General features: G+C 46.5%; 15 protein-coding genes. 6 read left to right on the forward strand and 9 right to left on the reverse strand.

Annotated elements, in window-relative coordinates; all coding sequences use genetic code 11:
• Window positions 1–111 precede the first annotated feature (111 nt).
• From QUB20_RS12295 to QUB20_RS12305, 3 genes are all read left to right on the forward strand, one after another.
• Window positions 112–5,847 carry an amino acid adenylation domain-containing protein gene (locus QUB20_RS12295; RefSeq protein WP_333246353.1) on the forward strand — a complete coding sequence of 1,912 codons (5,736 nt, stop codon included), beginning with the start codon at window positions 112–114 and terminating at the stop codon, window positions 5,845–5,847.
• Window positions 5,848–6,038: 191 nt separating this feature from the next.
• Complete coding sequence (locus QUB20_RS12300) at window positions 6,039–10,379, forward strand: amino acid adenylation domain-containing protein (protein WP_333246351.1); 4,341 nt, start codon at window positions 6,039–6,041, stop codon at window positions 10,377–10,379.
• A 59-nt stretch (window positions 10,380–10,438) separates the two neighbouring features.
• A complete protein-coding gene (locus QUB20_RS12305) occupies window positions 10,439–11,794 on the forward strand; it encodes an aspartate aminotransferase family protein (protein ID WP_333246349.1) in 1,356 nt (451 codons plus the stop codon).
• Window positions 11,795–12,232: 438 nt separating this feature from the next.
• Here QUB20_RS12305 and QUB20_RS12310 read toward each other — a convergent pair whose 3' ends face one another.
• From QUB20_RS12310 to QUB20_RS12340, 7 genes are all read right to left on the reverse strand, one after another.
• Window positions 12,233–13,273: a tetratricopeptide repeat protein gene (locus QUB20_RS12310; RefSeq protein WP_333239078.1), complete on the reverse strand. Its 1,041-nt coding sequence runs from the start codon at window positions 13,271–13,273 to the stop codon at window positions 12,233–12,235.
• Between the two features lie 450 nt (window positions 13,274–13,723).
• Window positions 13,724–14,497, reverse strand: coding sequence for a BMC domain-containing protein (locus QUB20_RS12315; protein ID WP_333202721.1), 774 nt, complete (start codon window positions 14,495–14,497; stop codon window positions 13,724–13,726).
• Between the two features lie 205 nt (window positions 14,498–14,702).
• Complete coding sequence (locus QUB20_RS12320; protein WP_333246347.1) at window positions 14,703–15,392, reverse strand: carbon dioxide concentrating mechanism protein; 690 nt, start codon at window positions 15,390–15,392, stop codon at window positions 14,703–14,705.
• A gap of 289 nt (window positions 15,393–15,681) precedes the next feature.
• Window positions 15,682–17,337 carry a ribulose bisphosphate carboxylase small subunit gene (locus tag QUB20_RS12325; RefSeq protein WP_333246345.1) on the reverse strand — a complete coding sequence of 552 codons (1,656 nt, stop codon included), beginning with the start codon at window positions 17,335–17,337 and terminating at the stop codon, window positions 15,682–15,684.
• Window positions 17,338–17,513: 176 nt separating this feature from the next.
• Complete coding sequence (locus QUB20_RS12330) at window positions 17,514–17,819, reverse strand: EutN/CcmL family microcompartment protein (RefSeq protein ID WP_172186882.1); 306 nt, start codon at window positions 17,817–17,819, stop codon at window positions 17,514–17,516.
• A gap of 411 nt (window positions 17,820–18,230) precedes the next feature.
• On the reverse strand, window positions 18,231–18,572 hold the full coding sequence (locus tag QUB20_RS12335; RefSeq protein ID WP_006635058.1) for a carbon dioxide-concentrating mechanism protein CcmK: 342 nt from the start codon (window positions 18,570–18,572) through the stop codon (window positions 18,231–18,233).
• A 96-nt stretch (window positions 18,573–18,668) separates the two neighbouring features.
• Window positions 18,669–18,980 carry a carbon dioxide-concentrating mechanism protein CcmK gene (locus tag QUB20_RS12340; RefSeq protein WP_006635059.1) on the reverse strand — a complete coding sequence of 104 codons (312 nt, stop codon included), beginning with the start codon at window positions 18,978–18,980 and terminating at the stop codon, window positions 18,669–18,671.
• Window positions 18,981–19,603: 623 nt separating this feature from the next.
• On the opposite strand from QUB20_RS12340, the gene QUB20_RS12345 reads away from it, so the two are divergent.
• The gene (locus QUB20_RS12345; protein ID WP_333246343.1) at window positions 19,604–21,478 is read left to right on the forward strand and encodes an NAD(P)H-quinone oxidoreductase subunit F; all 1,875 of its coding nucleotides are present in this window, start codon (window positions 19,604–19,606) and stop codon (window positions 21,476–21,478) included.
• Between the two features lie 125 nt (window positions 21,479–21,603).
• Here the strand turns inward: QUB20_RS12345 and QUB20_RS12350 are convergent, their stop codons facing one another.
• Window positions 21,604–22,215 (reverse strand): Uma2 family endonuclease, encoded by a 612-nt coding sequence (locus tag QUB20_RS12350; protein ID WP_333053456.1) that lies wholly within the window; start codon window positions 22,213–22,215, stop codon window positions 21,604–21,606.
• 230 nt (window positions 22,216–22,445) lie between these two features.
• Between QUB20_RS12350 and QUB20_RS12355 the strand changes: the two genes are divergently transcribed.
• Both QUB20_RS12355 and QUB20_RS12360 read left to right on the forward strand, forming a co-directional pair.
• The gene (locus tag QUB20_RS12355) at window positions 22,446–23,960 is read left to right on the forward strand and encodes an NADH-quinone oxidoreductase subunit M (RefSeq protein ID WP_333246341.1); all 1,515 of its coding nucleotides are present in this window, start codon (window positions 22,446–22,448) and stop codon (window positions 23,958–23,960) included.
• A 312-nt stretch (window positions 23,961–24,272) separates the two neighbouring features.
• Window positions 24,273–25,439, forward strand: coding sequence for a CO2 hydration protein (locus QUB20_RS12360; RefSeq protein WP_333246338.1), 1,167 nt, complete (start codon window positions 24,273–24,275; stop codon window positions 25,437–25,439).
• 485 nt (window positions 25,440–25,924) lie between these two features.
• On the opposite strand, the gene QUB20_RS12365 is transcribed toward QUB20_RS12360, so the two are convergent.
• Window positions 25,925–26,644, reverse strand: a complete 720-nt coding sequence (locus tag QUB20_RS12365) for a PHP domain-containing protein (protein ID WP_333246336.1) — start codon at window positions 26,642–26,644, stop codon at window positions 25,925–25,927.
• Window positions 26,645–26,923: the final 279 nt, after the last annotated feature.

Below are 26,923 nucleotides of genomic sequence, written 5' to 3' on the forward strand. Positions count from 1 at the left end.
TGACCCCACGGATAAATGCGGGGGCTTGAGGATTTGAGATTTGAGATTTGGGATTGATTCCACGCATAAATCCGCCGCCTTGTACCACCTTTGAAATTCGCTTTTTAGAAAATGAGTGATTTAATCGAACGCATCGCGACTCTTTCTCCCCAAAAGCGCGAGTTGCTGTTGCAGCGACTCAACCAGAAAAAAGAAAGCGTTTCGCTAGAAAAAATTCTGCCTCAAAGTCGAGAGTCTAACACTTTTCCTCTGTCGTTTGCTCAACAGCGATTGTGGTTTTTTGAGCAACTAAATCCCGGCAACTTTACCTATCACATCCCCGCCGCCGTGCGTTTGACGGGAACACTTGACGCGAGAGCCCTCGATCGCAGTCTCAACGAACTTGTCAAGCGTCATGAAGTTTTGCGAACGGCTTTTAAGACAATAAACGGGCAACCCGTTCAGGCGATCGCTTCCAATCTGGAATTGCAAATTTTAGAAATAGATTTGCGATCGCTTCCTGAAACTGAACGATCGCGCGAAGTAGAACGGTTAATCTTCGCAGAAGCAAAGCTTGCTTTCGATCTCTCACAAGCACCCTTATTGCGTGCCAAATTGCTGCAATTGAGCGATTCAAACTGGGTGCTGCTATTGAGTACGCACCACATCATTTCCGATGCCTGGTCAATGGGAATATTTATTCACGAACTCGCCACCTTTTATCAAGCCTTTTGCACTGGCAAACCTTCTCCCCTTCCCGAACTGTCGGTACAGTACGCAGACTTTGCAAGTTGGCAGCGCCAGTGGTTGCAGGGAGAAGTTTTAGAGACGCAGCTTGCTTACTGGAAAAAACAGCTCGGAGGCAATCTCCCGGTACTAAATTTGCCAACCGATCGCCCGCGATCGGCAGTACAAACCTTCCGAGGTGCGGTGCATAAATTCACCATTCCCAAGGCAATCGCAGAGGAAATCGCCCAATTAAGCCAGCGGGAAAAAGCTACTTTATTTATGACCCTACTGGCAGCCTTTAAAACATTGCTCTATCGCTACACCGGGCAAGAAGATATTTTAGTCGGCTCCCCCATTGCTAACCGCAACCGACGCGAAATCGAGGAAGTAATTGGCTTATTTGCTAACACCTTAGTTTTCCGCACCAATCTGTCGAGCAACCCGACTTTTAAAGAGTTACTGGGTCGTATGCGAGAAGTAGCTCTCGGCGCCTATAACCACCAGGATTTGCCCTTCGAGAAACTGGTAGAAATCATACACCACGAACGAGATTTAAGTCATAATCCCCTATTTCAGGTATTGTTTTCTCTGCGAAATGTTCGGACGCCGCAGATAAAATTGCCAGGAGTTACGTTGAGCAGTTTGGAAATAGAACGGAAAACGGCAAGATTTGATTTAGCGCTTGACCTGGAGGAAGGATTAGAGGGTATTAATGGAACGCTTGAGTATAGCCAAGATTTGTTTGACGCTAGCACTGCACGACGGATAGCCGGACATTTTCTAACCTTACTAGAAAGTATAGCTGCCAATCCCGAACAGCGCATTTCACATTTGCCAATCTTGACGAAACCTGAACAGCAGCAACTGCTGTTCGAGTGGAACAATACTCAATCGAATTTTCCGCAAGATAAGTGCATACATGAACTATTTGAAGCGCAGACAGAGCGGACGCCGGATGCGATCGCTGTCGTCTTTGAAAATGAATGTCTGACTTACCGGGAACTGAACCAAAAAGCAAATAACCTCGCAAGTTACTTGCAAAAAATCGGTGTCAAACCAGAAGTTTTGGTGGGAATTTATGTCGATCGCTCCCTAGAAATGATGGTAGGGCTTCTCGGCATTCTCAAGGCTGGTGGCGCTTATGTTCCCCTCGATCCAGCGTATCCACCAGAGCGCCTTGGATTCATGCTGGAAGACGCGAAAATTTCAGTGTTACTCACTCAGAAAAAGCTATTAGAAGCCCTGCCCAAAAATAGCGCCTCCCTCGTGTTTCTGGATGCAGATTGGGAAGGCATATCGAGCTGCGACGAGCCAGTCGTAGGTTTACAAAATTCCTCCAACTTAGCGTATGTCATCTATACTTCAGGCTCAACAGGTAAACCCAAAGGAGTGCAAATTTCCCACGCCTCTGCCGTTAATTTCTTGAGTTCTCTGCGCCAACAACTTGCGATCGCAGACGGCGATGTTTGGCTAGCAGTAACATCCTTATCTTTTGACATTGCAGCGCTGGAACTGTTCCTGCCTATTACAACAGGTTCTCGCGTTGTTGTAGCCAGCCGAGAAGTGGCATCTAACGGCGAAAAGCTTTTAGAAACATTAACAAATTCTGGCGCAACCATTATGCAAGCTACTCCAGCCAGTTGGAAAATGCTTTTAGCAGCAGGATGGCAGGAAAACAATCAATTAAAAATACTGTGCGGGGGAGAAGCTTTACCCCGACACCTCGCCAATCAGTTGCTTTTGCGCGGCGCTTCTGTGTGGAATTTATACGGCCCTACAGAAACCACGATCTGGTCAACTCTCTATCAGGTCGATCGCAAAGATGAATCAGTTTCCATCGGTCGCCCGATCGCTAACACTCAAATTTTCATATTAGACCGCTATTTAATGCCGGTTCCCGTTGGCGTTTTTGGCGAACTGCACATCGGCGGTGCAGGCTTATCTAGAGGCTACCTAAACCGACCGGAACTGACCGCAGAGAAGTTTATTCCTAACCCCTTTGCAGAAGACCCAACTCATGCTTCATTCATCCTTAATTCTTCATCGTTTATTCTTTCAGAACGCCTCTATAAAACCGGGGACTTGGCTCGCTATCTCCCAGATGGAAACATTGAATTTATGGGGCGCAGCGACAACCAGGTGAAAGTTCGCGGATTTCGCATTGAATTAGGCGAAATTGAAGCGGTACTCAGCCAATACCCAGCCGTGCGAGAAGCGATCGCACTGGTTCGAGAGGACAATCCGGGCGACAAGCGTTTAGTAGCTTATATCGTTGCTAACTCAGCACTCAAAACTCAAGACTCAGAACTTATTAATGATTTGCGCTCTTACCTCAAACAAAAACTGCCGCAGTACATGATGCCGTCAGCGTTTGTGCTGCTGGAAGCAATGCCTTTAACGCCTAACGGAAAGATCGATCGGCGATCGCTAAGAGCACCTGACACAAACACAGCGGAATTCGAGAGCAATTTTGCCGAACCTCGAACTCCCGAAGAGCAATTAATAGCAGAAATTTGGGCGGAAGTTCTCGGTTTAGAGCGAGTGGGAATTCACGATAACTTCTTTGAATTGGGAGGTCATTCATTGCTGGCTACTCAGGCGATTTCTCGCCTGCGAGAAGCTTTTCAAATTGAAGTACCCTTGCGCTCTCTTTTTGAATCCCCTACCGTCGCAACTTTCACCGAAAGCCTCTTGCAATATCGCGCCGAGCAAAAACTGAAAGCACCCCCCATCAAGCGGGCGTCAAGGCAGGGAGAATTACCCCTTTCTTTTGCACAACAACGACTGTGGTTTCTCGACCAATTGCAGCCGGGAAATCCTGCCTATAATATCCCAGCAGCCGTGCGCTTGAAGGGGGCGCTCAATGTAGCGGTTCTAGAGCAAACTTTTCAGGAAATTATCAAGCGACACGAAGCATTGCGGACAACTTTTAATGCGGTGGAAGGACGACCCGCTCAGGTTATTATTTCATCTTTTAAATTCACATTGCCGATCGTAAACTTAAGAGAGTTATCGCAAGCTGAACGAGAAGCCGAGGCAATGCGACTTGCCGCTGAAGAAGCGCGACAGCCTTTTGACCTAACAAAATGGCCGTTACTGCGCGTCACATTGTTACATCTTGACGAGACAGAATACCTGCTGTTACTGACAGTACACCACATCGTAGCTGATGGCTGGTCGATGGGGGTATTCGTGCGGGAAGTGGCGGCGCTTTATGAAGCTTTCTGCAGTGGCAAACCTTCTCCCCTACCCGAACTTTCTGTACAGTACGCAGACTATGCTGTTTGGCAAACAAATTGGCTGCAAGGCGAAGTTCTGGAAGCAAAACTCGCTGACTGGAAGCAGCAGTTGGGTCAAAATTTGCCCCCACTGCAATTGCCAGCAAAACAACCGCGTTCTGCTGTTTCTAGCGATCGAGCTGAGATTCAAGAATTCCAGCTTGATTGGCAACTTTCAGAAGCCCTAAACGCACTCAGCCGGCAACAAAATGTCACCTTATTTATGACATTGTTGGCAGCACTTCAAACGCTGCTTTATCGCTACACAAATCAAGAAGATATTGTCGTAGGTACTGACCTGGCAAACCGCACACAAGTTGAGACAGAAGCTTTAATTGGTTTCTTTGTTAATATCCTCGTCTTGCGAACCGATATGCGCGGCAATCCTACATTTCGCCAACTGCTCGATCGCGTGCGCGAAGTGACATTAAAAGCTTACACTCACCAAGATTTGCCCTTCGACAAACTGGTAGAGGAATTGCGTCCCGATCGCACCCTGAGTCAGACACCGCTATTTCAAGTTTTATTCGTCATGCAAAATGCGCCTATGCCGACTTTAGAAATGGCGGGTTTAACTTTAATGCCGGTTGCAATTGATAGCGGCACGGCTAAATTTGATTTGGCGCTATTTGTGTCGGAAACAGAGAGAGGAATTGTCGGCAGTTGGAAGTATAATTCCGACCTATTTGACAGAGAGACGATCGCTCAAATGTCAAATCGCTTTGAAACCCTCCTCGGCAGCATTGTGGCGCAGCCTGACAGTCGTTTGAACACTTTAGAAATTCTCACAGAAGCCCAGAAGCAGAAACAAGCCATGCAAGAATTAAAGCGTGAAAAAAGCAATTTTAGTAAGTTCAAAAGCGTCAAGCCGAAGCCAGTGGCATTGCCGCAAGGCGAATTGATAAAAACCGAGCACCTGCACCCCGACGAACTCTTTCCTTTAGTGGCAAAACCCGCAGTAGCCGATGTCGATCTCGCAGACTGGGCGAAAAATAACCGCGAATTTATAGAGGCAAAATTGCTACAGCATGGAGGGATTCTTTTTCGAGGGTTCACCGGCCCTGTGGTTGCCGCATTCGAGCATTTTGCACTCTCAATTTGTTCGGAATTATTTGGGGAGTACGGGGATTTGCCACGCGAAGGAGTTAGCGGAAAAGTTTACGGTTCAACTCCTTACCCAGCAGATAAAGCTATCTTATTTCACAGCGAGAGTTCGCACCTGCACCGCTGGCCGATGAAAATCTGGTTTTTCTGCGTTCAGCCAGCGCAACAAGGCGGAGAAACGCCGATTGTTGACTGCCGTAAAATTTACCAGTTACTAGATCCGAAACTCAGAGAAAAATTTGCCCAAAAGCAAATTATGTACGTCCGTAACTACACCGACGGACTGGATGTAAGCTGGAAAGATTTTTTCCAAACAGAAGACAAATCCGTGGTTGAAGAATACTGCCGACAAGCTGGGATGGAATTTGAGTGGAAAGCAGGAAATAATTTGAGAACTCGCAAAATTCGCCCCGCAATTGCCAAGCATCCAAAAACCAAAGAAATGGTATTTTTTAACCAACTTCCCTTGCACCACATTTCCTGCTTAGATGCAGCAACCCGCGCTTCCTTGCTCTCTGTTTTTGGAGAAGAGAACCTCCCCCGCAATGTTTATTACGGTGACGGCACTCCTATTGAAGACTCAGTAATGGAAGAAATTCAGGCAGTGTACGCGCAAGCTGCTGTTAGTTTTCCCTGGCAAGCAGGAGACATCTTAATGCTAGATAATATGCTTGCAGCTCACAGTCGCAATCCATTTATCGGTTCGCGAAAAATTGTTGTAGCGATGGGCGAAATGATTCCTGAATCAGGAATTTAATTCCCTCTCATATCATGTCCGGTCGATTAGCCTGATTCCTGTAGGGGCGGGTTCACCAACAATATCTGCCAATAATTGACAATCTCAAAAACCCGCCCGGCCGGGATATTATGGTCAATCGATCGGGCATAATATCATCTCTTCCAGGCAAATGTAACGAGAATAAAGTAGTGCTTTGATAAAGAGGAACAATGCAAACAATTAATGGATTTCGGCTTTCACCCCAGCAAAAATATCTGTGGCTGTTGCAGCAAAACAGCCCTGCTTATCGCGTTCAATCTGCTATTTCGATCGAGGGAATTCTTCAAACCGAGCGCCTAAAGAAAGCTTTAGAAAAAGTTAGCGATCGCCACGAAATTATCCGCACAAGCTTTCAGGGAAAGGCAGGGCTAAAAATTCCTATACAAGTTATCTCCGAACATAGCTCTGTTTCGTGGAACTGGGTTAACTTAAGTGAAGTAACTCCCCAGGAGCAAGAAGCCAAACTAGAACAGATTTTTCAGCAAGAAAAGAGCGCTTTCTTCAACTTCGATCGCAATCCTGCTTGGCGCTTGTCTTTAATTACACTTTCATCTGAGAGGCATATTTTACTGGTTAGTTTGCCCGCACTGTGCGCCGATAGTCGCACACTAAAAAATCTGGTTCAAGAAATCAGCCAGTGCTATGCCGCCCGCCTTCACGGCAAAGAAATTACCGATGAAGTTGTGCAATACATTCAATTTTCCGAATGGCAAAATGAATTGCTCGAAGATGAGGAAGCGGCGGAGGGCAAAGAATACTGGACTGGGCATAATTATTCAGCGCTAGCGAGTTTAAGGTTGCCGTTTGAAAATAGATTAATTAACGCGCTAGCTCAATTTACTCCCCAATCTTTTGAGGTCAAATTAGAGTTAGCTTTGCTGGGAAAAGTGGAAGATCTCGCCCGCCAGTACAACGCCTCACTTTCTACATTCTTGCTCGCTTGCTGGAAAATTTTGCTCTGGCGGCTGATTGGCCAATCAGAGATTACTGTTGGCGTGGCATTCGATGGTCGAAAATACGAAGAATTAGAGCCAGCGCTGGGGCTGTTTGCCAAATTTTTACCGCTGCGGGGCCAACTAACAGAAAACTTTTCCTTCGCGGAAACCTTGCAGCAAATTCAGCAGGAAGAACGCGAGGCATACAAGTATCAAGAATATTTCTCCCACGAATATCTAGGCAACTTTTCCGGCTTTCCATTTGGTTTTGAGTTTGAGGAACAGCTCGAAAAGCATTCGGCTAGTGGCGTATTTTTTTCGATTTACAAGCAGTATGCGTGCTGCGATCGCTTTAAAGTTAAACTCTCTTGCCACCGCCAAAATGACTCGATCGCCGCTGAGTTTCACTACGATCCTATCTTCCTTGCAGACAACAGTATCCGGTGTTTGGCAGAGCAATTTTACGCCTTAGTGCAAAGTGTAGCCAGCAACCCACAAACCCCAATCGGCAAGCTCGAAATGCTGAGCGATCGCGCCCGAAATCAATTATTACTAGAATTCAACAGCACAAAAGCAGATTACCAGCTCGATAAGTGCGTGCACCAGCTCTTTGAAGAACAAGCAGAGCGATCGCCCCACCGTATAGCTGCTGTTTGTGAAACTCAGCAAATTACCTACAGCGAACTCAACGCCCGCGCTAACCAAATCGCCCATTACTTGCAGCAATTAGGTGTCAAGCCAGAGGTGATTGTCGGCATTTGCGTCGATCGCTCTTTAGAGGCGATCGCTGGAATTCTAGGCATCCTCAAAGCAGGTGGCGCGTACCTACCGCTCGACCCAGCCATGCCCAAAGAGCGCCTAGCATTGATGCTGCAAAATGCTCAGACTCCAGTGCTGTTAACCCAACAGCATCTCCTCAAAAATTTGCCTGAAACTACGGCATATATTGTCTGCTTAGATACAGACATTCCCTCTTTTTCTCCTACTACTTTCGTCTCTGCTTCTGGTGAAAATTTAGCTTACATTATCTATACCTCCGGTTCCACCGGCACCCCCAAAGGAGTCGCCATTGAACACCGGCAACTGCTCAATTACCTGCACGGAATTCAGGAAAAATTAAACCTGCCATCAGGTGCAAATTATGCCACCGTTTCTACCTTCGCAGCAGACTTAGGACACACTGTTATTTTTCCCGCTTTGTGTTCGGGTGGATGCCTGCACATCATCTCTCAAGAACGCGCAACAGATCCTCAAGCAATGGCCGCTTATTTTCAGCAACATTCTATCGATTGTCTTAAAATTGTTCCCTCTCACTTAAAAGCTTTGTTGAGCGCTGATAACGCCTCGCAAATATTACCGAAAAAGCGATTAATTCTCGGCGGTGAGCCTTTGATGTGGAATTTAATTGAAACAATTCAGAAATACAATCCAGACTGCTCGATCTTCAACCATTACGGGCCGACAGAAACAACTGTAGGCGTGCTGACTTATCAGGTAAAAATGCAGGGCGATCGCATTTCCCAGACAGTTCCTTTAGGTCGCCCGCTACCCAACACGCAGATTTATTTGCTCGATTCGCACTTGCAGCCGGTTCCTGTAGGGGTAGCCGGTGAATTATATATTGCTGGGGCGGGATTGGCTCGCGGCTATCTAAACCAACCAGAACTCACAGCAGAAAAATTCATTTGCAAGTCATTGACTCAGGAACCGGAAACTCGACTTTACAAAACTGGCGACTTAGCTCGCTATTTGCCAGACGGAAATATAGAATTTATCGATCGCGTCGATCGCCAAGTAAAGCTGCGAGGTTTCCGCATTGAATTAGGGGAAATTGAGGCGGGTCTGTCTCATCATCCCTCTGTACGCGAGGCAGCCGTTTTACTTCAGGAAAATGAACCGGGGAATCAGCGTTTAGTCGCCTATATCGTTTCTCACTCAAAACTCAGCGTTCAGGACTCACAACTGATTGAAAGCCTCCGTTCATTCCTCAAAGAAAAGCTGCCCGAATACATGATACCTTCTGCTTTTGTGGTTCTGAAAGCGCTGCCACTGACTCCCAATGGCAAAATAGACCGTCAAGCGCTTCCTGCACCGTCCGTAGCAGCCAATTTTACAGATACGTTTGTAGGCCCTCGCACTCCCGGTGAGGAGATTCTTGCCGGAATTTGGAGCCAGCTTCTCAACCTGAAAAAGGTAGGAATTCACGACAATTTCTTTGAATTGGGGGGACACTCATTACTGATTACTCAGTTGTTAGCCCAAGTGCGAGAAATTTTTCAGGTGGAATTGCCTTTGCGCGTTTTGTTTGAAGCTCCTACTGTAGCTGGTTTAGCTGAAAAAATCGAAATGCAGCAAGGGGGCAACACAGCGGGCGATCGCACTGCAAGTTTCGATATTAACGCTGAAGTTGTTTTAGACCCGGCAATTCGCCCTGCAACTCCATTGAGCGAGCCAAAAACTGAGCCAGCTTGCATTCTCTTAACAGGGGCGACGGGATTTTTGGGAGCCTTTTTACTCCGCGACCTCTTGCAACAAACTCAAGCAGAAATTTATTGCCTAGTCCGTTCTGCCGATGCAGAATCAGCTAAAAAGCGGATTCAAAGCAGCCTCGAATCCTATTTAATTTGGGATGAAAGCAGCAGCGATCGCATTATCCCAATTGCTGGAGATTTGTCTCAACCGCTTTTGGGGCTTTCCGAGGAGCAGTTCCGAGTTTTAGCCAGTAAAATTGATGTCATTTACCACAATGGCGCGTTTGTCAAGTTTACTTATCCCTACTCGGTTCTCAAACCCGCTAACGTTTTGGGGACTCATGAAGTTCTGAGATTGGCGAGTCAAAGTAAGCTAAAACCAGTCCATTTAATTTCTACGATTTCCGTTTTCTCGGCAAGGGGAGAATCTGGGATTAAAGTCGTGCGAGAGGATGATGAACTCACTCCGGGAGAGAGTCTCAAAGGCGCTTACACTCAGACTAAATGGGTGGCAGAAAAGTTAGTAGAGGTGGCGCGCGATCGTGGCATTCCTATTAGCATTTACAGGCCAGGTCGCATTTCTGGGGACAGCCAAACAGGGGCTTGCAATCCCAGCGATTTACTGTACAGGTTAATGGCTGGTTGCGTGCAACTTGGATGTGCGCCCGATGACGATAAGCTGATGAATGTAGCGCCTGTTGACTATGTGAGCAGAGCGATCGTTCATCTTTCGAGCCAAAAAGAATTGCTCGGAAAAACTTTTCATTTAGTCAACCCTCAGTCCTTTCAAATGAGTGAATTGCTTGGCTGGATTGGCTCAATGGGTTATCCAATCAAACGAGTTTCTTCTGAGGCTTGGCAAGCAGAAATAATCAATCGCGCTGGAAATTCTCCCGATCATGCTTTGTACCCGCTAGTCGGTCTTTTCTCCGAAAAAGTTTCTGAAGCGGAAATGCCACAATCAGGAACGCTACATTTCGATTGCCAAAATACGCTAGATGGACTTGCTACCACTGACATCACCTGTCCCCAAGCGGATGCGAATTTGTTTCGCACTTACTTTTCCTATCTCGCGGATTGTGGCTTGATAGGTAGCCGCAATTAAAACCTGTAAGGGCGCAAAGCATTGCGCCCCTACCTGACTCAATCTCTGGAGAATTCAAAATGAACGAACAATTGCAGCAAAGACACATGAAAGCGCTCATAGATCGCTACACCGATCGCACAAAAACCTCTAAGAATTTCGCGCAAAAATACCGTCCGGTTCTCGCTGACAATCGGGCTTCTGATGGGTTTCGCTTTCCCGTCAAGGAGATGTTTTATCCTATTGTCGCCGAGCGATCGCTTGGCTCTAAAATGTGGGATGTTGATGGCAACGAATACATCGATATCACGATGGGATTTGGCATCAATCTTTTCGGTCATAATCCGCCCTTTATTAAAGAAGCCCTATTCGAGCAACTCGATCGCGGCGTGCAAATTGGTGCTCAAGCAGAACTTGCCGGAGAAGTTGCAGAATTAATCTGCGAACTAACGGGAATGGAGCGCGTCGCTTTTTCTAATACCGGCACTGAAGCGGTGATGGCAGCTCTACGATTAGCTAGAGCGGCAACTAAACGCAATAAAATTGCTTTGTTTTCTGGTTCTTATCACGGTCATTTTGACCAAACTCTCGCAGTTGTAAAAAAGATAAATGGCGATTTACGCACCATTCCAAAAGCGCCAGGAATTCCTGCTAATTTTATTGAAGATGTTTTAGTTTTGGATTACGGAAGCCCTCATGCCCTGGAAATTATCAAAGCTCATCAGCACGAATTAGCGGCGGTTCTCGTGGAGCCGGTGCAAAGCCGCCGTCTCGATTTGCAACCTAAAGAATTTCTCCAGCAACTCAGGCAATTAACAAAAGAATCAGAAATTGCGCTGATTTTTGATGAAATGGTTAGTGGTTTCCGAATTCATCAAGGTGGCGCGCAGGCGTGGTTTGGCATTGAGGCAGATATTGCAACTTACGGTAAAATTGTCGGAGGCGGTATGCCCATTGGAATTATCGCTGGAAAAGCTGCTTATATGGATAAAATTGACGGCGGTTTGTGGGACTACGGCGATGATTCCTACCCCCAGGTAAAAACAACAATTTTTGCCGGCACTTTTTGCAAGCACCCACTTGCTCTGGCCGCTGCACGTTCCGTACTGCGCTATCTTAAAAGTCAAGGCCCAGCCCTTCAGCAGCAGTTGAATCAGCGAACTTCGCAGCTAGTTGAAACCCTGAATGCTTATTTCAAAGAAAATGAAGTTTCTGTCTGGCTTGTAAATTTCGGATCGCAATTTCGTGCTGCTGCATCCGTTGAGATAGATCCGCTACTTTTTCACTTACTCGAAAAGCGTATTTTCATATCCGAAGGTCGTAGCTGCTTTCTCTCCACCGCTCACACTAATGAAGACATCGATCGCATCATTCAGGCTGTTAAAGAAAGTATTCAAGAAATGCGCGAAGGAGGCTTTTTCCCGATTCAGCAATAAACTTGGTTTTTGACCGATGCCTACGGCCAGCTTCGCTAACGCATTTTTAACGGAATCAGATTTAACTCAAATCTTGCACCCTTGTCAATTAGCCTTTTCTGAACAGGCTTTTCGGCCTGTTCCACAAGAAAATTTATCTTTTGTGGAACAGGCATCTTGCCTGTTCTTGAGAATGGTGCAACATCTCAGATTTAACTCTCTTCCGAACCTCAATTTTCAGGAATGGAGAACAGGGTGCTCATTAGGGACAGAAATTATTGAATATTTCTACTTACCATTGTCTCTGATGATTCACTTTTATCTACTCAATCCATGTACGCAGCCCGTTGGGGGTTGCGGAATGTGGATTTAAATGTCTGTGCCTTGCAACTGCGCTTTCCACGCTCAAAGATTTATGCAATAAGTCTAAGGACTAATGGCTACTGATTACTGACTAAATCAATCATTAATAAATTCACCTTCACAGATAATCGAGTCTCTGTTCTCCAAATCTTCTTGATTCCAGACCGCGTTTAATGCTGCGGAACTTAAGGAAGTTGACATCGTATTTAATGTTGTGTTGTAGTATTCCGCAGCATTATTAAGTTCCACCTGCGGCGCTTCCTTGAAGTATGAATTAATATCAGGCGTACACCGCTGGGCTTGGTAGTATACATAAGCTTCAGCATTAATGCACATTACGTGGTAAAAATCCTTATTTGCTGCCGCAACATCTCCAAGTTTATACAGCGCTAAACCCCGGTTGAGATAAGCTTTAACATAGTTCGGATCGAGTCTTACTGCTTGGTCAAAGTCTTCAATTGCAAGCTGCATTTGTTTTAATTTATAGCGAACGCAACCTCTGTTATAATAGGCATAAACATTTTGTGGATCGATGGCGAGTGCAATGTTGTAATCGGCCATCGCCTGCGTATTGTCTCCTAGTTGGTGGTAACAGAGACCTCGATTTATGTAAGCTTTGATATATTTAGGATTCAACCGCAGCGTTTCGTTAAAGTTTTCCGTTGCTGCCTCTTTTTCTCCCAAAAGGTAGTAAGCGCGCCCCCGGTTGTAATAGGTTTTATAATTGTTGGAATTGATAGAGAGAGCTCGATTGTAGTCTTCTATTGCTTCTTCGTAGTTTCCTAAATTAGCAAGTACCAGTCCCCGGTTGTTGTAGATAGCGTGGCTGTTAGGCTTATTTGCTAAAGCACAGTTTAAATCTTCAATGGCTTTGTCGTGTTCTCCGAGATGACGCCAAGCATTGCCTCGATTCAGGTAAGCCTCGAAGAAATTAGGATTGATATCTAGGGCTTGGCTGAGGTCTGCGATCGCTTTTTGGTAGTCTTTCATGTAATAATACACCAAGCCGCGATTGTTATAGGCTTTGGCATCGGCGGGATTGAGTTGCAGTATGCGATCGAAATCGTCGATCGCCGCTTCATAGTTTCCTTTCTTGGCGCTGTGCAAACCGCGCTTGTAAAATTGTTTGAGGTTCATAGGTCAACTTTCAGGAGTGCTTGATTCTGGGGGTTGATTCCTGTGCTGTCAGTTTTGAGTTCGACAGCCGTTAATCTGTTGAAAGAGCATCCACCTGCGGTCAGAGTAACTCTTGAATGATTCCGGGCAATCTACCGTAAACAGGATTTTTGGTTTATTTTAACAGTAGTTAAATCATGTGGAAAGGCTTTGCACGTCGGCTGGATTTACTTATTAGTCAGTTCGATTGTTTACCTGATCGACTTGATCTCAAAAGTCTAGTTTTACTTGGTGCTCGGTGTCTCTTGATGCAGCGACGATCGGCTCGATCGGCAAATTAAGTTTGAGACCGCTACTCAGTATAAATTGTTGCCAGCAGTCCTACCGAGTAAACTCTCTATTTTTTTGACAAATTTCGTCTCAGTATTTGCGGCAGTACGTCTCTACAAACTTTTGTTGCCTAATTACCAATTACCGATTGATTTCCTCTTCCACATAAACTCTCAATTTCTCCAAATCTGGAAGTTCGATCAATTCTTGTTCCTTTTCCTTAACCGACATGGGCATCATCACAGGTTTACGCTGCTCGATCCAGCAACTCGCCAGCGGTAAAGTTTGTTCCAAATCTTCCAAAGGCCTCGGAATTACCATCACCGCGTTCAACTCGCCAATTCGCTCAGCTTCGTACATCCCGGCTTCTACGGCTACTGCTACATCTGCAACTGCACCGCGAATAATTGCCGTGCACAAACCGGCGCCAATTTTCTCGTAGGCTGCCAAGTGTACGTCTGCGGATTTGAGCATAGCATCGCAAGCACCGACCATTGCCGGAAATCCGCGGGTTTCGAGCAAACCGATCGCCTGATTGCTAAGCCGAGAATAACTGCCTTTTTCCGAAAGTTCAGTCAGCCGAAAGCCGATCGGCAAAACCACTTCCAAATTAGCCAAAGGTCTAGCAATCACTAACTTAGAAACAAACTGCCCGAACTGTTCGGCAGTTTGAGCTCCAGCTTCCACAGCCAAACGCACATCCGAAATTCTGCCCCGGACGATCGCGGTACAGTGACCGGAACCAATTTTTTCGTATCCTACTAAAATCACTCCTGCCGACTTCAGCATCATGTCAGCAGTCCCGACAATTGCCGGAAAACTCTTGGTGGATACCAAACCCAAAGCAGTGTCTTTGAAGTATTCCTGGCGCTGCGATCGCTCTTCGTGACTGTTACGATCTGTTTGTCCGTCCATCTTCTATTACCCTTAGAAACTTCCCAAAATAAAAATTTGTTGATAGTTTATAGTTTCTCAGATGAGAAGACAGACTGCACGAGCTACAAGACACAGATTGCTACGGCAAGGCCTGACAAATTGCTGAGCTACCAATAATATGAGATTACCTATTTATATGTGATCTTTCTGCCTTCAGCATAGCTGCCTTTTGCCGAAATGAGGGCTACCCGGAACCGCCCGATAGAGTTTGGCCGTTTTCCTCCGATCGATTAAAAGCTTGTCGGTGCGGAAACAGCGTCCCCAACAGCCGATTGATGTGAGCTTGACCGTAGAGAATAGTTGGCGTTTCCCCTGGTTGGGGAGGCTCTGCGGCGGTGGATTCCGGCGGGTCTGGGGCCGTCTCCGGCGCAGTTTGAGGCGGTGTTTGGGCGGGTTGTGGCGGCTCGATCGGCTCGATCAGTCGATCGACTGGTGGCGTAGTGGCTTCGGGGGTTTCTGGTGATGTTGGCGCTGCTGTTGGCGCTGCTGCTGTTGGTTCTGCTGTTGGTTCTGGGGCGACTTGGCGGCTGGTATCTCCCATTAGAGAACCTGCTGGCATAATTTGCATTTTGTCGATACAAGGATTGATTAGGGTCGTCGCGGCGCCAATACAGGCATTTTCCCCGATCGTTCCCGCACCTACCACCAGCACCCCTGCACCCAGAATAACGCCCGCCGCGATTTCCAGAGTACCTTCACGGGCGTGAAGGATAACTCCCATACCGATACAGGCACCGGCGGCGATCGAGATCCGGCTTCCGGGCTCTGCTTGCAGGATTGCTCCAGGGGCGATCGCCGCACCCTCATGAACAACTACATCGCCACTCATCAAAATCTGAGAGTTGCTACTTAATTGCAGGGGCGATAAATACATTCGACTTCACCATGAAAGGAGCTATTTTTTTCGATAAAACGACTTTAAATTATGGGTTTTCTCGACTGATAAATTTAACCATGTCAATCTAAGAAACGATAATTTACTAATATTGAGAAGCTTGATGCTTTAACGTTTTATAGAAACTTTCAGAAGATTCTAGATTTTGACCAACATTTGTCAATCGAGCTTTTTAACTATCTCAAATCCAACTTCAATCCGCTGGGGTTTCTCCCGTTGGCCCCAGTGCGAGGACTTAACGGAAGAAACAAGCTAATTACCTAGCAAATTAAGGACGCTGGATAATTTCTTCCAGTACCCGGCGCTTCGCCTTGGAGTCGATACCCAGCAAGCGGACGTACTCGCCGCTGTGTTCTTTGAGACAGCTTTCGAGGGCGGAAATCACTTCGGCTTCGCGGTTGGAGGCGATCGGGGCGCAACTGCTCCAAGAACCGGTGCGGAAACGGCGCGCGTCGGCGTGTTCCGTGCCAATTTTGTAGCCTTGGGAAAGCAGGTTGCGGATTTGGTCGATCGTCTTGCCGGTCAAACTGCCGCTGCTGGCCGAACCAGTCGAAGCTGCTTTGTATCCCGATGTTGCTGCCGACTTAGATGTTCCTGCAGGCTTAGCCGATTGAGCAACCGGGCCGTCGGGACGCTGAATAATTTCTTCAACTATGCGTCGCTTAGCTTTCGGGTCAATCCCGATCAAGCGCACGTACTCACCCGGGTACTCGTTCATCACAGCTTCCAAAGCGGCGATCGCCTCAGATTCGTTTCTGACTTGCAGCGAAGCCCCGCTTTGCCAAGAACTGGTGCGGAAGCGGCGCGCGTCGGCGTGTTCCGTGCCAATTTTGTAGCCTTGAGCTAGCAAGCCGCGAACCTGAGTCACTGTTTCGGCACTCAATTTTCCGCTTGACACGGAACCGCTATTGTGGTATGAAGCTTGTTGTGCAACTTTACCGTTAGATTGGTGAGTTTTCGCACCGTTAGAACCGTTAGAGCCGTTGTCTCCCGGTCTTTGGACGATTTCTTCTAGTACGCGGCGCTTGGCTTTGGTGTCAATCCCGATCAAGCGGACGTATTCTCCTTGGTGCTCGGCCATGCAAGCTGACAAGGCCGCGATTACTTCAGAGTCGCGGGTTGAGGAAATTGGGCCGCAAGTGCGCCAAGAACCGGTACGGAAGCGGCGTGCGTCGGCGTGTTCGGCTCCCACGCTGTATCCTTGAGCTAGTAAATTACGGATGCTATCGGCAAGAGTTGAACTCAATTGGGTGCCGGCATGGGTAGAATATTTGGTTTGAGTCATATTTGGGTTTTTAGTTTGCTCGTTGCGAATTGGTGCTAGACAGGCGATGTTCTCAGCGCAGCGATAACCCGTTCTCAGAGCGTCATTGATGCCGATGACATGGGTCGCAAATTGAATGTCAGAATCTTGAACGTCAGGCAAGCGATCGGCTTGCTTCTGATTAGTGATGATGGCTCCCGAAGGTACGTACTTACCGGGGGGAATCTCCACATCTTTAATTAGTACGTGCATCATGACAATGCAGCCGTTGCCCACTCTGGCATTGAACACCGTGGAGCGAAAGCCGATAAAGCAGTTGTCGCCCACGTATGCCGGGCCGTGAATTAAACTCATGTGGGTGAGGGAAGTATTTTTCCCCACCCACACAGAATAAGATTTGTCGTCGTCTCCTGTGACTCGGCCTTGTTCTAGGCCGTGAATCACTACTCCGTCTTGAATGTTGCTTCCTTGTCCGATATAAAAAGGAGTACCTTCATCGGCGCGGATAGATGTCCCGGGGGCAATCATCACATTAGAACCGATCTGCACATCCCCAATAATGTTAGAAAAGGAATGTACGAAGGCGGTGTCGTGAATTTTAGGCTCAGCCAAGTTTTTCGACCAAGGCGTCGGGGGAGCCGCAACGTTGCGGACTGCCATAAATTAAGTTCTCCTAAGCTGAAAATTTTTTGTTAGTTGTTAGTTGTCAACTGTTCACTGTTAGCTGTTCACTGTTCACTGTCAACTGTTCACTGTTAGCTGTTCACTGTTCACTGTTCACTGTTCACTGTTCACTGTTCACTGCCAACTGTCAACTGCCAACTGTCAACTGCCAACTAGCGGTATGGGTCGTCTTTTTTACTGTAAATGAGGCGGTTTTCTACATTGACAGTATCTATAATGCCTACTACTAGAGCATCGATCGGACGGTTTTCGCTTCCGGGCGCGATCCGGGCTGCGCTGCCTCGGGTTACTAAAACCCATTCATCTATACCAGCGCCCACACAGTCAGCGGCTACCTCATAGCCGGGAACTGGCGAACCTTCCTCATCGATGAATTGCAGCAGTAGAAATTTCGATCCTCTCAGTGTCGGCTCTTTTTGGGTACTGACAACTGTGCCGAGAACTTTGGCCATTTGCATTTTAGGTAATAGGTAATAGGTAATTGGTAATTGTCATTTTTTCACTTAGTCACTTGTCGTTTTTAGATTTGCTTTCTTCTGTCTGCTCGGCGCCTTTTAGAGTTCTTCGTCTAGTAACTAATGACTCGCCAGAAACGGGTAAAATTCCCCACTTAAGTGGATGATCCCGAAATTTTAGACTAAGAGTTCAAGCTCCCCAATTCAATGCGAGAGTCAATCTAAAATCTAAAATCTAAAATCTAAAATCGACGGACTCATGACTAATGATTCATGACTAATAACCAATATCCCATGCCCACCTCAATTAAAAATTAAAAATGCTAAATCAAAAACATCGCGATTTTTAATTTTTAATTACCAAACGCCCCTAACAGCCGTGAAGCGAAGCTATCCCGTAGGGAATCGCCTATCTTATGATCTGTTGAGAGGGCGAATGCCACTCACGCCTTCACGGAACTGTTCTACAGCTTCGGTGTAGCGAATCGGCAGCACGTACTCTAAGTTTTCGTGAGGGCGGGCGATAATGTGGGTGGACATCACTTGTCCGCCGTTAACGCGCTTCACTGACTCTACTCCTGCTGCGACAGAAGCTTGCACTTCCGAGACATCTCCTCTTACAATGACCGTAACCCGAGCGCTACCGATTTTTTCGTAGCCTACCAAGGTGACGCGGGCTGCTTTGACCATCGCGTCAGCGGCTTCTACCACTGCGGGGAAGCCTAGGGTTTCGATCATGCCAACTGCAATTGCCATTGGTTTTACTCCTGATTGAATATTTGGGGAACTAAACAGTTAATTTTTGACGATCGCACAAATTTTCGTTTAACGAAATTTTTGTGCGCTAAGAACTTAGTAGCCTCGGAACTGTTCTACTGCTTCTGTATATCGAATCGGCAGAACGTATTCTAGGTTTTCGTGGGGGCGAGCGATGATGTGGGTAGAGACGACTTCTCCGCCGTTGACCCGCTTGACGGATTCCACTCCTGCTGCGACTGACGCTTGGACTTCCGACACGTTGCCGCGCACAATTACGGTGACGCGGGCGCTGCCGATTTTTTCATAGCCCACGAGGGTAACGCGAGCAGCTTTGACCATAGCATCGGCAGCTTCCACCACAGCGGGAAAACCTTTTGTCTCAATCATTCCCACGGCAATTGACATTTTTGAATCTCCTTTGAGGATGAGCGAAATTACCGTTACAAATCTTTGAGAAATCTAAAAATTTGGACGGGGAGGCCCACATTTTTTAGTAAGGCAGTGTAAAGCTTCCTATCCTATAAGAATAGGGGAAGCTGTCCACCTTGACAATATAAACTAACATCATAATGTTTAATAACAAAAATTAAAATTTTTTATGTTACTTAAAATAATTTCATATTTATTTAATAATCTTAATATTTAGAGGGGTAGATACCGAGAGCGAGGGGGGATTAAAGTAAGTAAGAATACTCATAAAGTAGAGTTCGGTATGCGAAGCCGGAGCCGATCGCTGGCGGGAAACTAGGGGAGTTCAAAATGGGGATCGCGGGTAAATCGCCAAAAAAGGCAGTCTTGGCCCATCGGCAGGCATTTTTTTCTTTGAGTGCCTCGTCTGCTCAGCCTATAATTTTGTGTTGAGATAATTATCAGTTTTGATGCTTTCATGTATAGTTAATCTGGACTGCAAATTATTTTGCCACAACTATACGATCGGGTTTAGTCAAAGTTTTAGGGCCTCGCGCGATCGCCCGCTACTGTTTTTGTATAAAAGCAGCCAGTAATTTCAAGTTTAAGGCATAAATTAAATGACTCAATTTCTCCTCCAAGCCTGTTGGTGGGTACCTTTATATGGCTTAATAGGCGCAATTTTAACTTTGCCGTGGTCTACCGGCACCATTCGCAGAACAGGCCCAAGACCAGCAGCTTACTTCAATTTGCTGATGACAGTGGTGGCTTTCATACACGGATCAGTTATTTTTACAGCGACTTGGGATCAACCGCCGCAACAGTTGCTCGTGCACTGGGTGCAAGCAGCCGATTTAGATTTGTCTTTTGCAATAGAAATCTCCACGGTCAGCGTCGGAGCAATGGAGTTAGTTACACTTCTGAGTTTGCTAGCACAAATTTACGCTCTAGGCTACATGGAAAAAGACTGGGCGCTAGCTCGATTTTTTGGGCTGCTGGGTTTTTTTGAAGCAGCAATTAGCGGCATTGCCATTAGCGACTCGCTGCTTCTAACTTACGCTTTGTTGGAAATGCTGACGCTTTCAACTTACTTGCTAGTCGGGTTTTGGTACGCTCAACCGCTGGTAGTAACAGCCGCTCGTGATGCGTTTTTAACAAAACGTGTAGGAGACGTGCCACTGCTGATGGGAGTAGTAACGCTTTCAACTTTAGCAGGAAGTTTGAATTTTTCCGATTTAGAAACATGGGCTGAAACTGCAACTTTGTCTCCCCTAGTGGCGACTCTTTTAGGTTTGGCTTTAATCTCCGCCCCTACAGCCAAGTGCGCTCAATTTCCCTTCCATTTGTGGCTCGACGAGGCGATGGAAGGGCCAAACCCGGCTTCGATTATGCGGAATACGGTAGTTGTGGGCGCTGGGGCTTATGTTTTGATTAAACTTCAGCCTGTTTTAGCGCTGTCGCCCGTGACGGATGGGGTGCTGGTGGTTTTGGGTGCGGTGACGGCTGTTGGCGCTTCCTTGGTGGCGATCGCCCAAATCGACCTCAAAAGAGCACTATCGCATTCTACCAGCGCTTCTTTGGGTTTGGTGTTTATCGCCGTGGGGCTAAATCAAGTTGACATTGCTTTACTGTTGCTGTTCGCGCACTCGATCGCCAAAGGCCTATTATTCATGAGCGTAGGGTCAATTATTACCACAACTAACACTCAAAATTTAACAGAAATGGGTGGGTTGTGGTCAAAGATGCCTGCCACGACTACGGCTTATTTAGTAGGCGCTGCGGGGATGGTAGCGTTGTTGCCTCTGGGCAACTTTTGGGCGATGCGACGCTGGCTCAACGGTTTTTGGACGGTGCCTTTGTGGCTGGTAATAGTGCTGCTTTTAGTTAACGGTTTGACAGCCCTAAATTTAACCCGCATATTCGGTTTAGTGTTTGTGGGAAAACCGCAGCCGAAAACTCGCAGAGCTCCAGAAGTTGGTTGGCCGATGGCTTTGCCGATGGTAATTTTGACAGTGATGGGGCTGTTGGTTCCTTGGATGTTGCAGCAGTGGCAACTGTTAATTAGTTGGACTGGCCCTTGGGCGGAAACGGGAGATTTTGATACTTTAAATTTGCTGTTGAAGACGCTGGATACGCCGCTGTTGCTGTTATCTGGGTTGATTGGCGTTGCGGTTGGGGTAGCGATTTATTGGTACGGGGTTTTACCTCGACCGGTACGGCTGCCTGTGCCGGCGTTGCAGGATTTGTTTGCTTACGATTTTTATATCGATCGAGTTTACCGTCTGACTGTCGTTTGGGCTGTGGCTTCTATTTCTAAAATCAGCGCTTGGACTGATAGGTATGTGGTGGACGGGGCGGTGAATTTGTTCGGTTTTGCCACAATTTTCAGCGGTGAAGGGTTGAAGTACAGCGGCACCGGTCAGTCGCAGTTTTATGTGTTGACTATTGTGGGGGGAGTTGCTGTGTTGCTGGCGTTGATTATTTGGCAGTTTTAAACCGCAGAGGTTGGCAGATGAATCTATTCTGGGTTTGTCTGCTTTTTGTCTGATGTTATTTAATTTTAAACCGCAGATGAACGCAGATGATTTTATTCTGGGTTTGTCTGCTTTTTTATCTACTTTTATTCAAACTCGATCGGCCACAATTCGATCACTGGAACTTCCCAACCGGGCAAAAGTTCGGGAATTGAAATCATGTCGCCGTCTCTCAATACCACTGGATCTGCTTGGGGAGTGTAAATTGTTATTGTGCGCTTGTCAGGGTCGATTAATATTCCTACTTTGGCTCCTAGTTCGATAAATGATAAAATTTTTTCTCGCAGGGGTTTGAGGCGATCGGACTGAGATTTGATTTCTACAACTAAGTCGGGAACGAGTTCGGCAAAATACCTTTTACTTTGTTTGAGGCGATCGGCGGTTACAAACGAAACATCGGGTGCTGTAAGATTTGAATTGGGGAGAATAAACCCGCCACTGGACTCAAACACTCGTCCAAGTTTGCGGGGTTTGACCCAGTTTAGTAAAAGTCTGACTAACTCTGCCCCAATTTCGCTCGATACAATGTCTGATGGGCCCATAAGGATAATCTTCCCGTCTACGAGTTCTAATTGGTAGTCTAGATGCGCTTCCGAGAGTATACCTTGCAGTTGTTCCAAGTCGGCAACGGTGAGGCGGGTGGAAGGAGAACCGGATTTAATTTGCAAATCTTCTCGATCTGTAAGACTTGAGGTCATAGGAGGATTCCAGACACATTTGAATCTATGTTAACAAGAAAATCAGCCGATCGCTTTTTTATGCAGTTGCTTTGCGTTAATGTTAAATATATACCAATCCTTGCAGGAGTCGTAAATTTTTTACCCCACCCCAACCCTCCCCGATGCCTTGGGGAGGGAGTAAGAAATTCACAAATGATTTAGGATTGCTATATCTCTAAAAACTGCGTAATAAAGGAAAGTTTTAATTGATGCTCAGTGCTTTAATCTGGATACCAATGTTGGCCGCTGCCCTGATTGGGCTCTGGCCTGGTTCAGTGAGTTCTAAAATAGTTCGGAATGTAGCGATCGCCATTGCGGGTATAACTTTTATTCTCTCGGTGATTTTGGCAGTTCAGTTTGATGCCAGTACCAGTCAGTTGCAGTTTGCGGAATTCATTCCTTGGATAGATGTTTTGGGATTGAATTACAATCTCGGTGTTGATGGTTTGGCTCTGCCTTTGGTAATTTTAAATACTCTGCTGACAGGAATAGCTATTTACGCTACGGATGAGTCGATCCGCAGACCTCGACTTTATTATTCTTTGATTCTGTTAATTACCGGCGGCGTAACAGGGGCTTTTTTATCTCAAAATTTGCTGCTGTTTTTCCTGTTTTTTGAGGTAGAATTGATTCCGCTTTACCTGTTAATTGCGATTTGGGGAGGCGAGCGCCGGGGTTATGCTGCTACTAAGTTTTTAATCTATACTGCATTTTCGGGAATTGTGCTCCTGGCTGCTTTCTTGGGTACTGGTTGGCTTAGCGGTGCTTCGAGTTTCGATATGGTTGGTGCAGCGGGCGCATCGCATTTACAAGGAGGATTGCCATTGCCTTTGGTAAGGCAAATTGTTTTGCTGGCAGGGGTGTTGCTGGCTTTTGGAATTAAGATGCCTTTGGTGCCTTTTCATACTTGGCTGCCGGATGCTCACGTTGAAGCTTCGACGCCGGTTTCGGTGCTGCTGGCGGGGGTGCTTTTGAAGCTGGGAACTTATGGGATGCTGCGTTTTGGTTTGGGTTTGTTTCCAGATGCGTGGGCGGTGGCGGCACCTTGGTTGGCGAGTTGGGCGGTGGTAAGCGTTCTTTACGGGGCGAGTTGTGCGATCGCCCAAAAAGATATGAAAAAAATTGTAGCTTACAGTTCGATCGCTCACATGGGCTACATTTTGTTAGCTAGCGCCGCAGCTACTCCGATTAGTATGCTGGGAACTGTTTTGCAAATGGTTAGCCACGGTTTAATTTCGGGGCTGCTATTCTTAACCGTCGGCATTGTTTACAAAAAATCCGGCACCCGCAACATCGATGTGCTCAAAGGTTTATTCAATCCCGATCGCGGTTTGCCGATGATTGGCAGTTTAATGATCCTCGGCGTGATGGCTAGTGCCGGCATTCCAGGTTTGGCTGGATTTATTGCTGAATTTTTGATATTTCGGGGCAGTTTGCCAGTGTTTCCCGTGCAAACTTTGCTCTGCATGATCGGCACTGGTTTAACTTCAGTTTACTTTTTAATTATGGTCAACCGCGCCTTTTTCGGCCGCCTTTCGGATGTGGTGGTAAATTTGCCGCAAGTCCGCTGGGACGATCGCATTCCTTCGCTGGTTTTAGCAATAATTATTGCCATCATGGGAGTGCAGCCGGGAGTTTTAGTTGCTTTGAGCGAAAAAACTGCGATCGGAATGGTTGCTAATGTGCCACCCCAAGTTAAAGTGATTGCTCAAAACTTGAAATAAAATATGACCTAAGTTTGTAGCATCTGACATCTTGCAGCAATATCAATAAGAGGATTTTTCGTGGGGTCGGGCGGGTTTATATAACCTATTTGCAAGCTTTAAGGCTGTTGGCGAACCCGCCCCTAGGGCTAATTGAGAATGGTGCAAGATATCAGTAGCATCGGACTTTAGTCCTATGGCAGTTTTCAATCCCATAAAATACAGCAGACGGCTGTAGGGACACGGCACTGCCGTGTCCCTACCTATTCCATTCATCAGTGTATCCGTGTTCAAATCCGTGTCGTGCCTTCCTTCAATTAAGGTTAAATAAAAATGACAAGTACCGTATTAAAACCATCTTCCCATCCCCTATCCGCATACATTGACATCTTGGAATCAGGCAAAGCTTTACTGCCTGAATCTACGGAAAATGTGGTTGAAGTTATCGGCGTACTGAAAAGTTATGCTATTGTTTTAGATGCCTATTCTCGCAATCTCAACTATATTGCAGAAGAACAGTTTTTAGTGCTTTTTCCGTTTTTTAAATATTTCAACGGAGAGGTGACGCTGCCGAAATTAATTCGCTATTTGTGGCACGATCGCATAAATTTTGAGTATGCTGAGTATTGCATGAAAACAATGCTTTGGCACGGCGGCGGTGGTTTGGATAGTTATTTGGATTCCCCGGAATTTAGCAGTTTGGTCGAAAAGGCGATCGCAGCTAAACTGAAAGGCAATTTTTTCATGCAGGGACTAAACAAAACCTTTCCTAATTTTTTGCCGGAACAAGTGCGGATGCTGGCTTACTACACCGGTCTCGGTCAGTTTTGGCGGGTAATGAGCGATTTGTTTATGGACTTATCCGATTCCTACGATCGAGGGGAAACTAAGTCTATTTCTGATGTAGTTGATTTTGTCAAAGCCGGTTTAGTCGCCGCCGCCAGCCTACCGATTACCTACAGCGTCAAGATTCACAGTCAAGTCTACGATATCATTCCGGCCTCGGCTAACTTGACATTTTTACCAGATGTAGCGGTGCCTTATGTAGAGGCTGTTTTCTTTCGGGGCACAGCTTTTTTTGGCACAGTTTCCTACAACGCTCAAGCCCATCAAATCCCGGAAAAACAAAAAGATTTTGCCTACGGGGCTTTGTTTGCTGATCCTTTACCCATTGGAGGTGCAGGGATTCCGCCAACTCAATTGATGCAAGATATGCGGCATTATTTGCCGGAGTATTTGCACGCAGTTTATCGCACTAGCTGTCGCGGTGAAGACGATGTGCGGGTGCAAATTTGCCAAAGTTTTCAGAAGTCGATGTTTTGCGTGACGACGGCGACTATTTTCGGTTTAGCACCTCATCCCATGAATACATCAGATCCAGAGGAAAGAAAGGCTAATCGGGCTTATTTGGAAGGTTGGATGGATCGGTTTGGGAATTCTCGCTTGGACTGGGCAAATCAGCCAACGAACAGGGCCTGTCAGTTGTTCCCGGAACGGTAGAAGGGCGACTGGTTTTTAGGGCGCAATGTCTCTAGGAGTTGCAACGATATTACCTGAAGAAAGCAATTGCTTACTTTTGGATACCGAAAGCTCATTCTGGCGATCGCAATTATCTCACGTCCCGTAAAATAGCCGTTATAAGGCAAGTAGTGAGGACTTCAGTCCACAGACTTTCATGAGGACTGAAGTCCTCACTACCAAACAATTTTATATTAGTCATTTTAGCGCACCTAATATGACAATCAAGCATCCAGGATACCCGCCACGTGATTCATCCGTCCAGAAATAAAAAACCTGTATCAAATGAAACTTGCCGAACGTATTTATCCGTGGAGTCAATCTAAAATCTAAAATCTAAAATCTAAAATCGATTGACCTGATCAACTGTTTGTTTTCGGCTCATGGTGATTGCTTTCATAAGAGATATATCCGCTAACGCTTAGACTGGCAAGGACAGGATAAAGCACTTCTTATTTCCAAACTCTCTAGATTCGGACTAAAAGACTCAGGCCGTGAGAGTCCGTGCCACAAGTTCCCAGCAAACCATAAGTTTCTGCTAAATCTTTGACTAAAGCAGTTTGTTTGGGGCTTGGTTTCCAAGGATTTGGATTACCGTAAGCATAGTAAATTTCTACACCGTCAATGCCGAAACGAGCTGCTTCTGGGATTAGTTGATCGGCAGTCGATCGATACCGGCAAGGATGTGCTAGAACTGCTAAACCTCCTGCTTCATGAATAGCTTCAATTACCCTGGCTGCTGAATAACAATAGGTGCCTTCTGTACTTTTACCTCGCAAGTAAGGTTTGAGACTGGGATTTTGCGGATCGAAGGCGTAACCGAGAATGTGTACGTCGTTGTTGAGCAATTCGGCATTAATTTCAGCGCCTGTCCAGAGACTAGGTGCTTCACTATTTTTGTCAGGATGGTTTAATTTCCAATTATCCAGCCAAATTTGAGCTTTAACGTAGCCTTCGGTGCTGTGGTGGTCGGTGATAGCTAAGCCCTTGAGACCGCGGGCTATGGCTTGTTCCATCAATTTCTCTGGCTGCAATCGCCCGTCAGAGTAGACTGTGTGCATATGAAAATTATAGGAACCCGGACAGCTATCGGCATCAATTGTCTGGAAGACTTGTTTGAGTGCTGAGATATTCTGGGCTTCTGGTTTGAGACTAGAAGCGGGGGACGTAGCGAAATTGACAGCCATAAGCGTTATTATAGAAAAAACTAGCTTTGTTTAATATATCTAATAAATTCATATGTTGCACCTGTGGCAATAGTCGGCTGTAGGATTGAAACATCTGGCTGATTGTGGCGTTCGGCACAAGATATCAATTCACTCGCACATCTTGCACAATTCTCTATCCAGCATTTTATCGTCGGGTGGGGGCGGGTTTATGAGATTATTGATTTTAACTACCAGCCGGGAAGTCCCGGGCGTATATTCAGAGGGGATGAATCTGAGCGCTAAGCGAAGTACCCCGAA

It is taken from the genome of Microcoleus sp. B4-C2, assembly GCF_036705265.1.
Classification (GTDB): domain Bacteria; phylum Cyanobacteriota; class Cyanobacteriia; order Cyanobacteriales; family Microcoleaceae; genus Microcoleus.

Coding starts and splice junctions, on each gene's coding strand:
- QUB20_RS12320 (WP_333246347.1), bottom strand. CDS start 15,392: ATGTATTTATCGCCCCTGCAATTAAGTAGCAACTCTCAGATTTTGATG.
- QUB20_RS12335 (WP_006635058.1), bottom strand. CDS start 18,572: ATGGCAATTGCAGTTGGCATGATCGAAACCCTAGGCTTCCCCGCAGTG.
- QUB20_RS12315 (WP_333202721.1), bottom strand. CDS start 14,497: ATGGACGGACAAACAGATCGTAACAGTCACGAAGAGCGATCGCAGCGC.
- QUB20_RS12305 (WP_333246349.1), top strand. CDS start 10,439: ATGAACGAACAATTGCAGCAAAGACACATGAAAGCGCTCATAGATCGC.
- QUB20_RS12300 (WP_333246351.1), top strand. CDS start 6,039: ATGCAAACAATTAATGGATTTCGGCTTTCACCCCAGCAAAAATATCTG.
- QUB20_RS12330 (WP_172186882.1), bottom strand. CDS start 17,819: ATGCAAATGGCCAAAGTTCTCGGCACAGTTGTCAGTACCCAAAAAGAG.
- QUB20_RS12345 (WP_333246343.1), top strand. CDS start 19,604: ATGACTCAATTTCTCCTCCAAGCCTGTTGGTGGGTACCTTTATATGGC.
- QUB20_RS12295 (WP_333246353.1), top strand. CDS start 112: ATGAGTGATTTAATCGAACGCATCGCGACTCTTTCTCCCCAAAAGCGC.
- QUB20_RS12350 (WP_333053456.1), bottom strand. CDS start 22,215: ATGACCTCAAGTCTTACAGATCGAGAAGATTTGCAAATTAAATCCGGT.
- QUB20_RS12310 (WP_333239078.1), bottom strand. CDS start 13,273: ATGAACCTCAAACAATTTTACAAGCGCGGTTTGCACAGCGCCAAGAAA.
- QUB20_RS12325 (WP_333246345.1), bottom strand. CDS start 17,337: ATGGCAGTCCGCAACGTTGCGGCTCCCCCGACGCCTTGGTCGAAAAAC.
- QUB20_RS12355 (WP_333246341.1), top strand. CDS start 22,446: ATGCTCAGTGCTTTAATCTGGATACCAATGTTGGCCGCTGCCCTGATT.
- QUB20_RS12340 (WP_006635059.1), bottom strand. CDS start 18,980: ATGTCAATTGCCGTGGGAATGATTGAGACAAAAGGTTTTCCCGCTGTG.
- QUB20_RS12365 (WP_333246336.1), bottom strand. CDS start 26,644: ATGGCTGTCAATTTCGCTACGTCCCCCGCTTCTAGTCTCAAACCAGAA.
- QUB20_RS12360 (WP_333246338.1), top strand. CDS start 24,273: ATGACAAGTACCGTATTAAAACCATCTTCCCATCCCCTATCCGCATAC.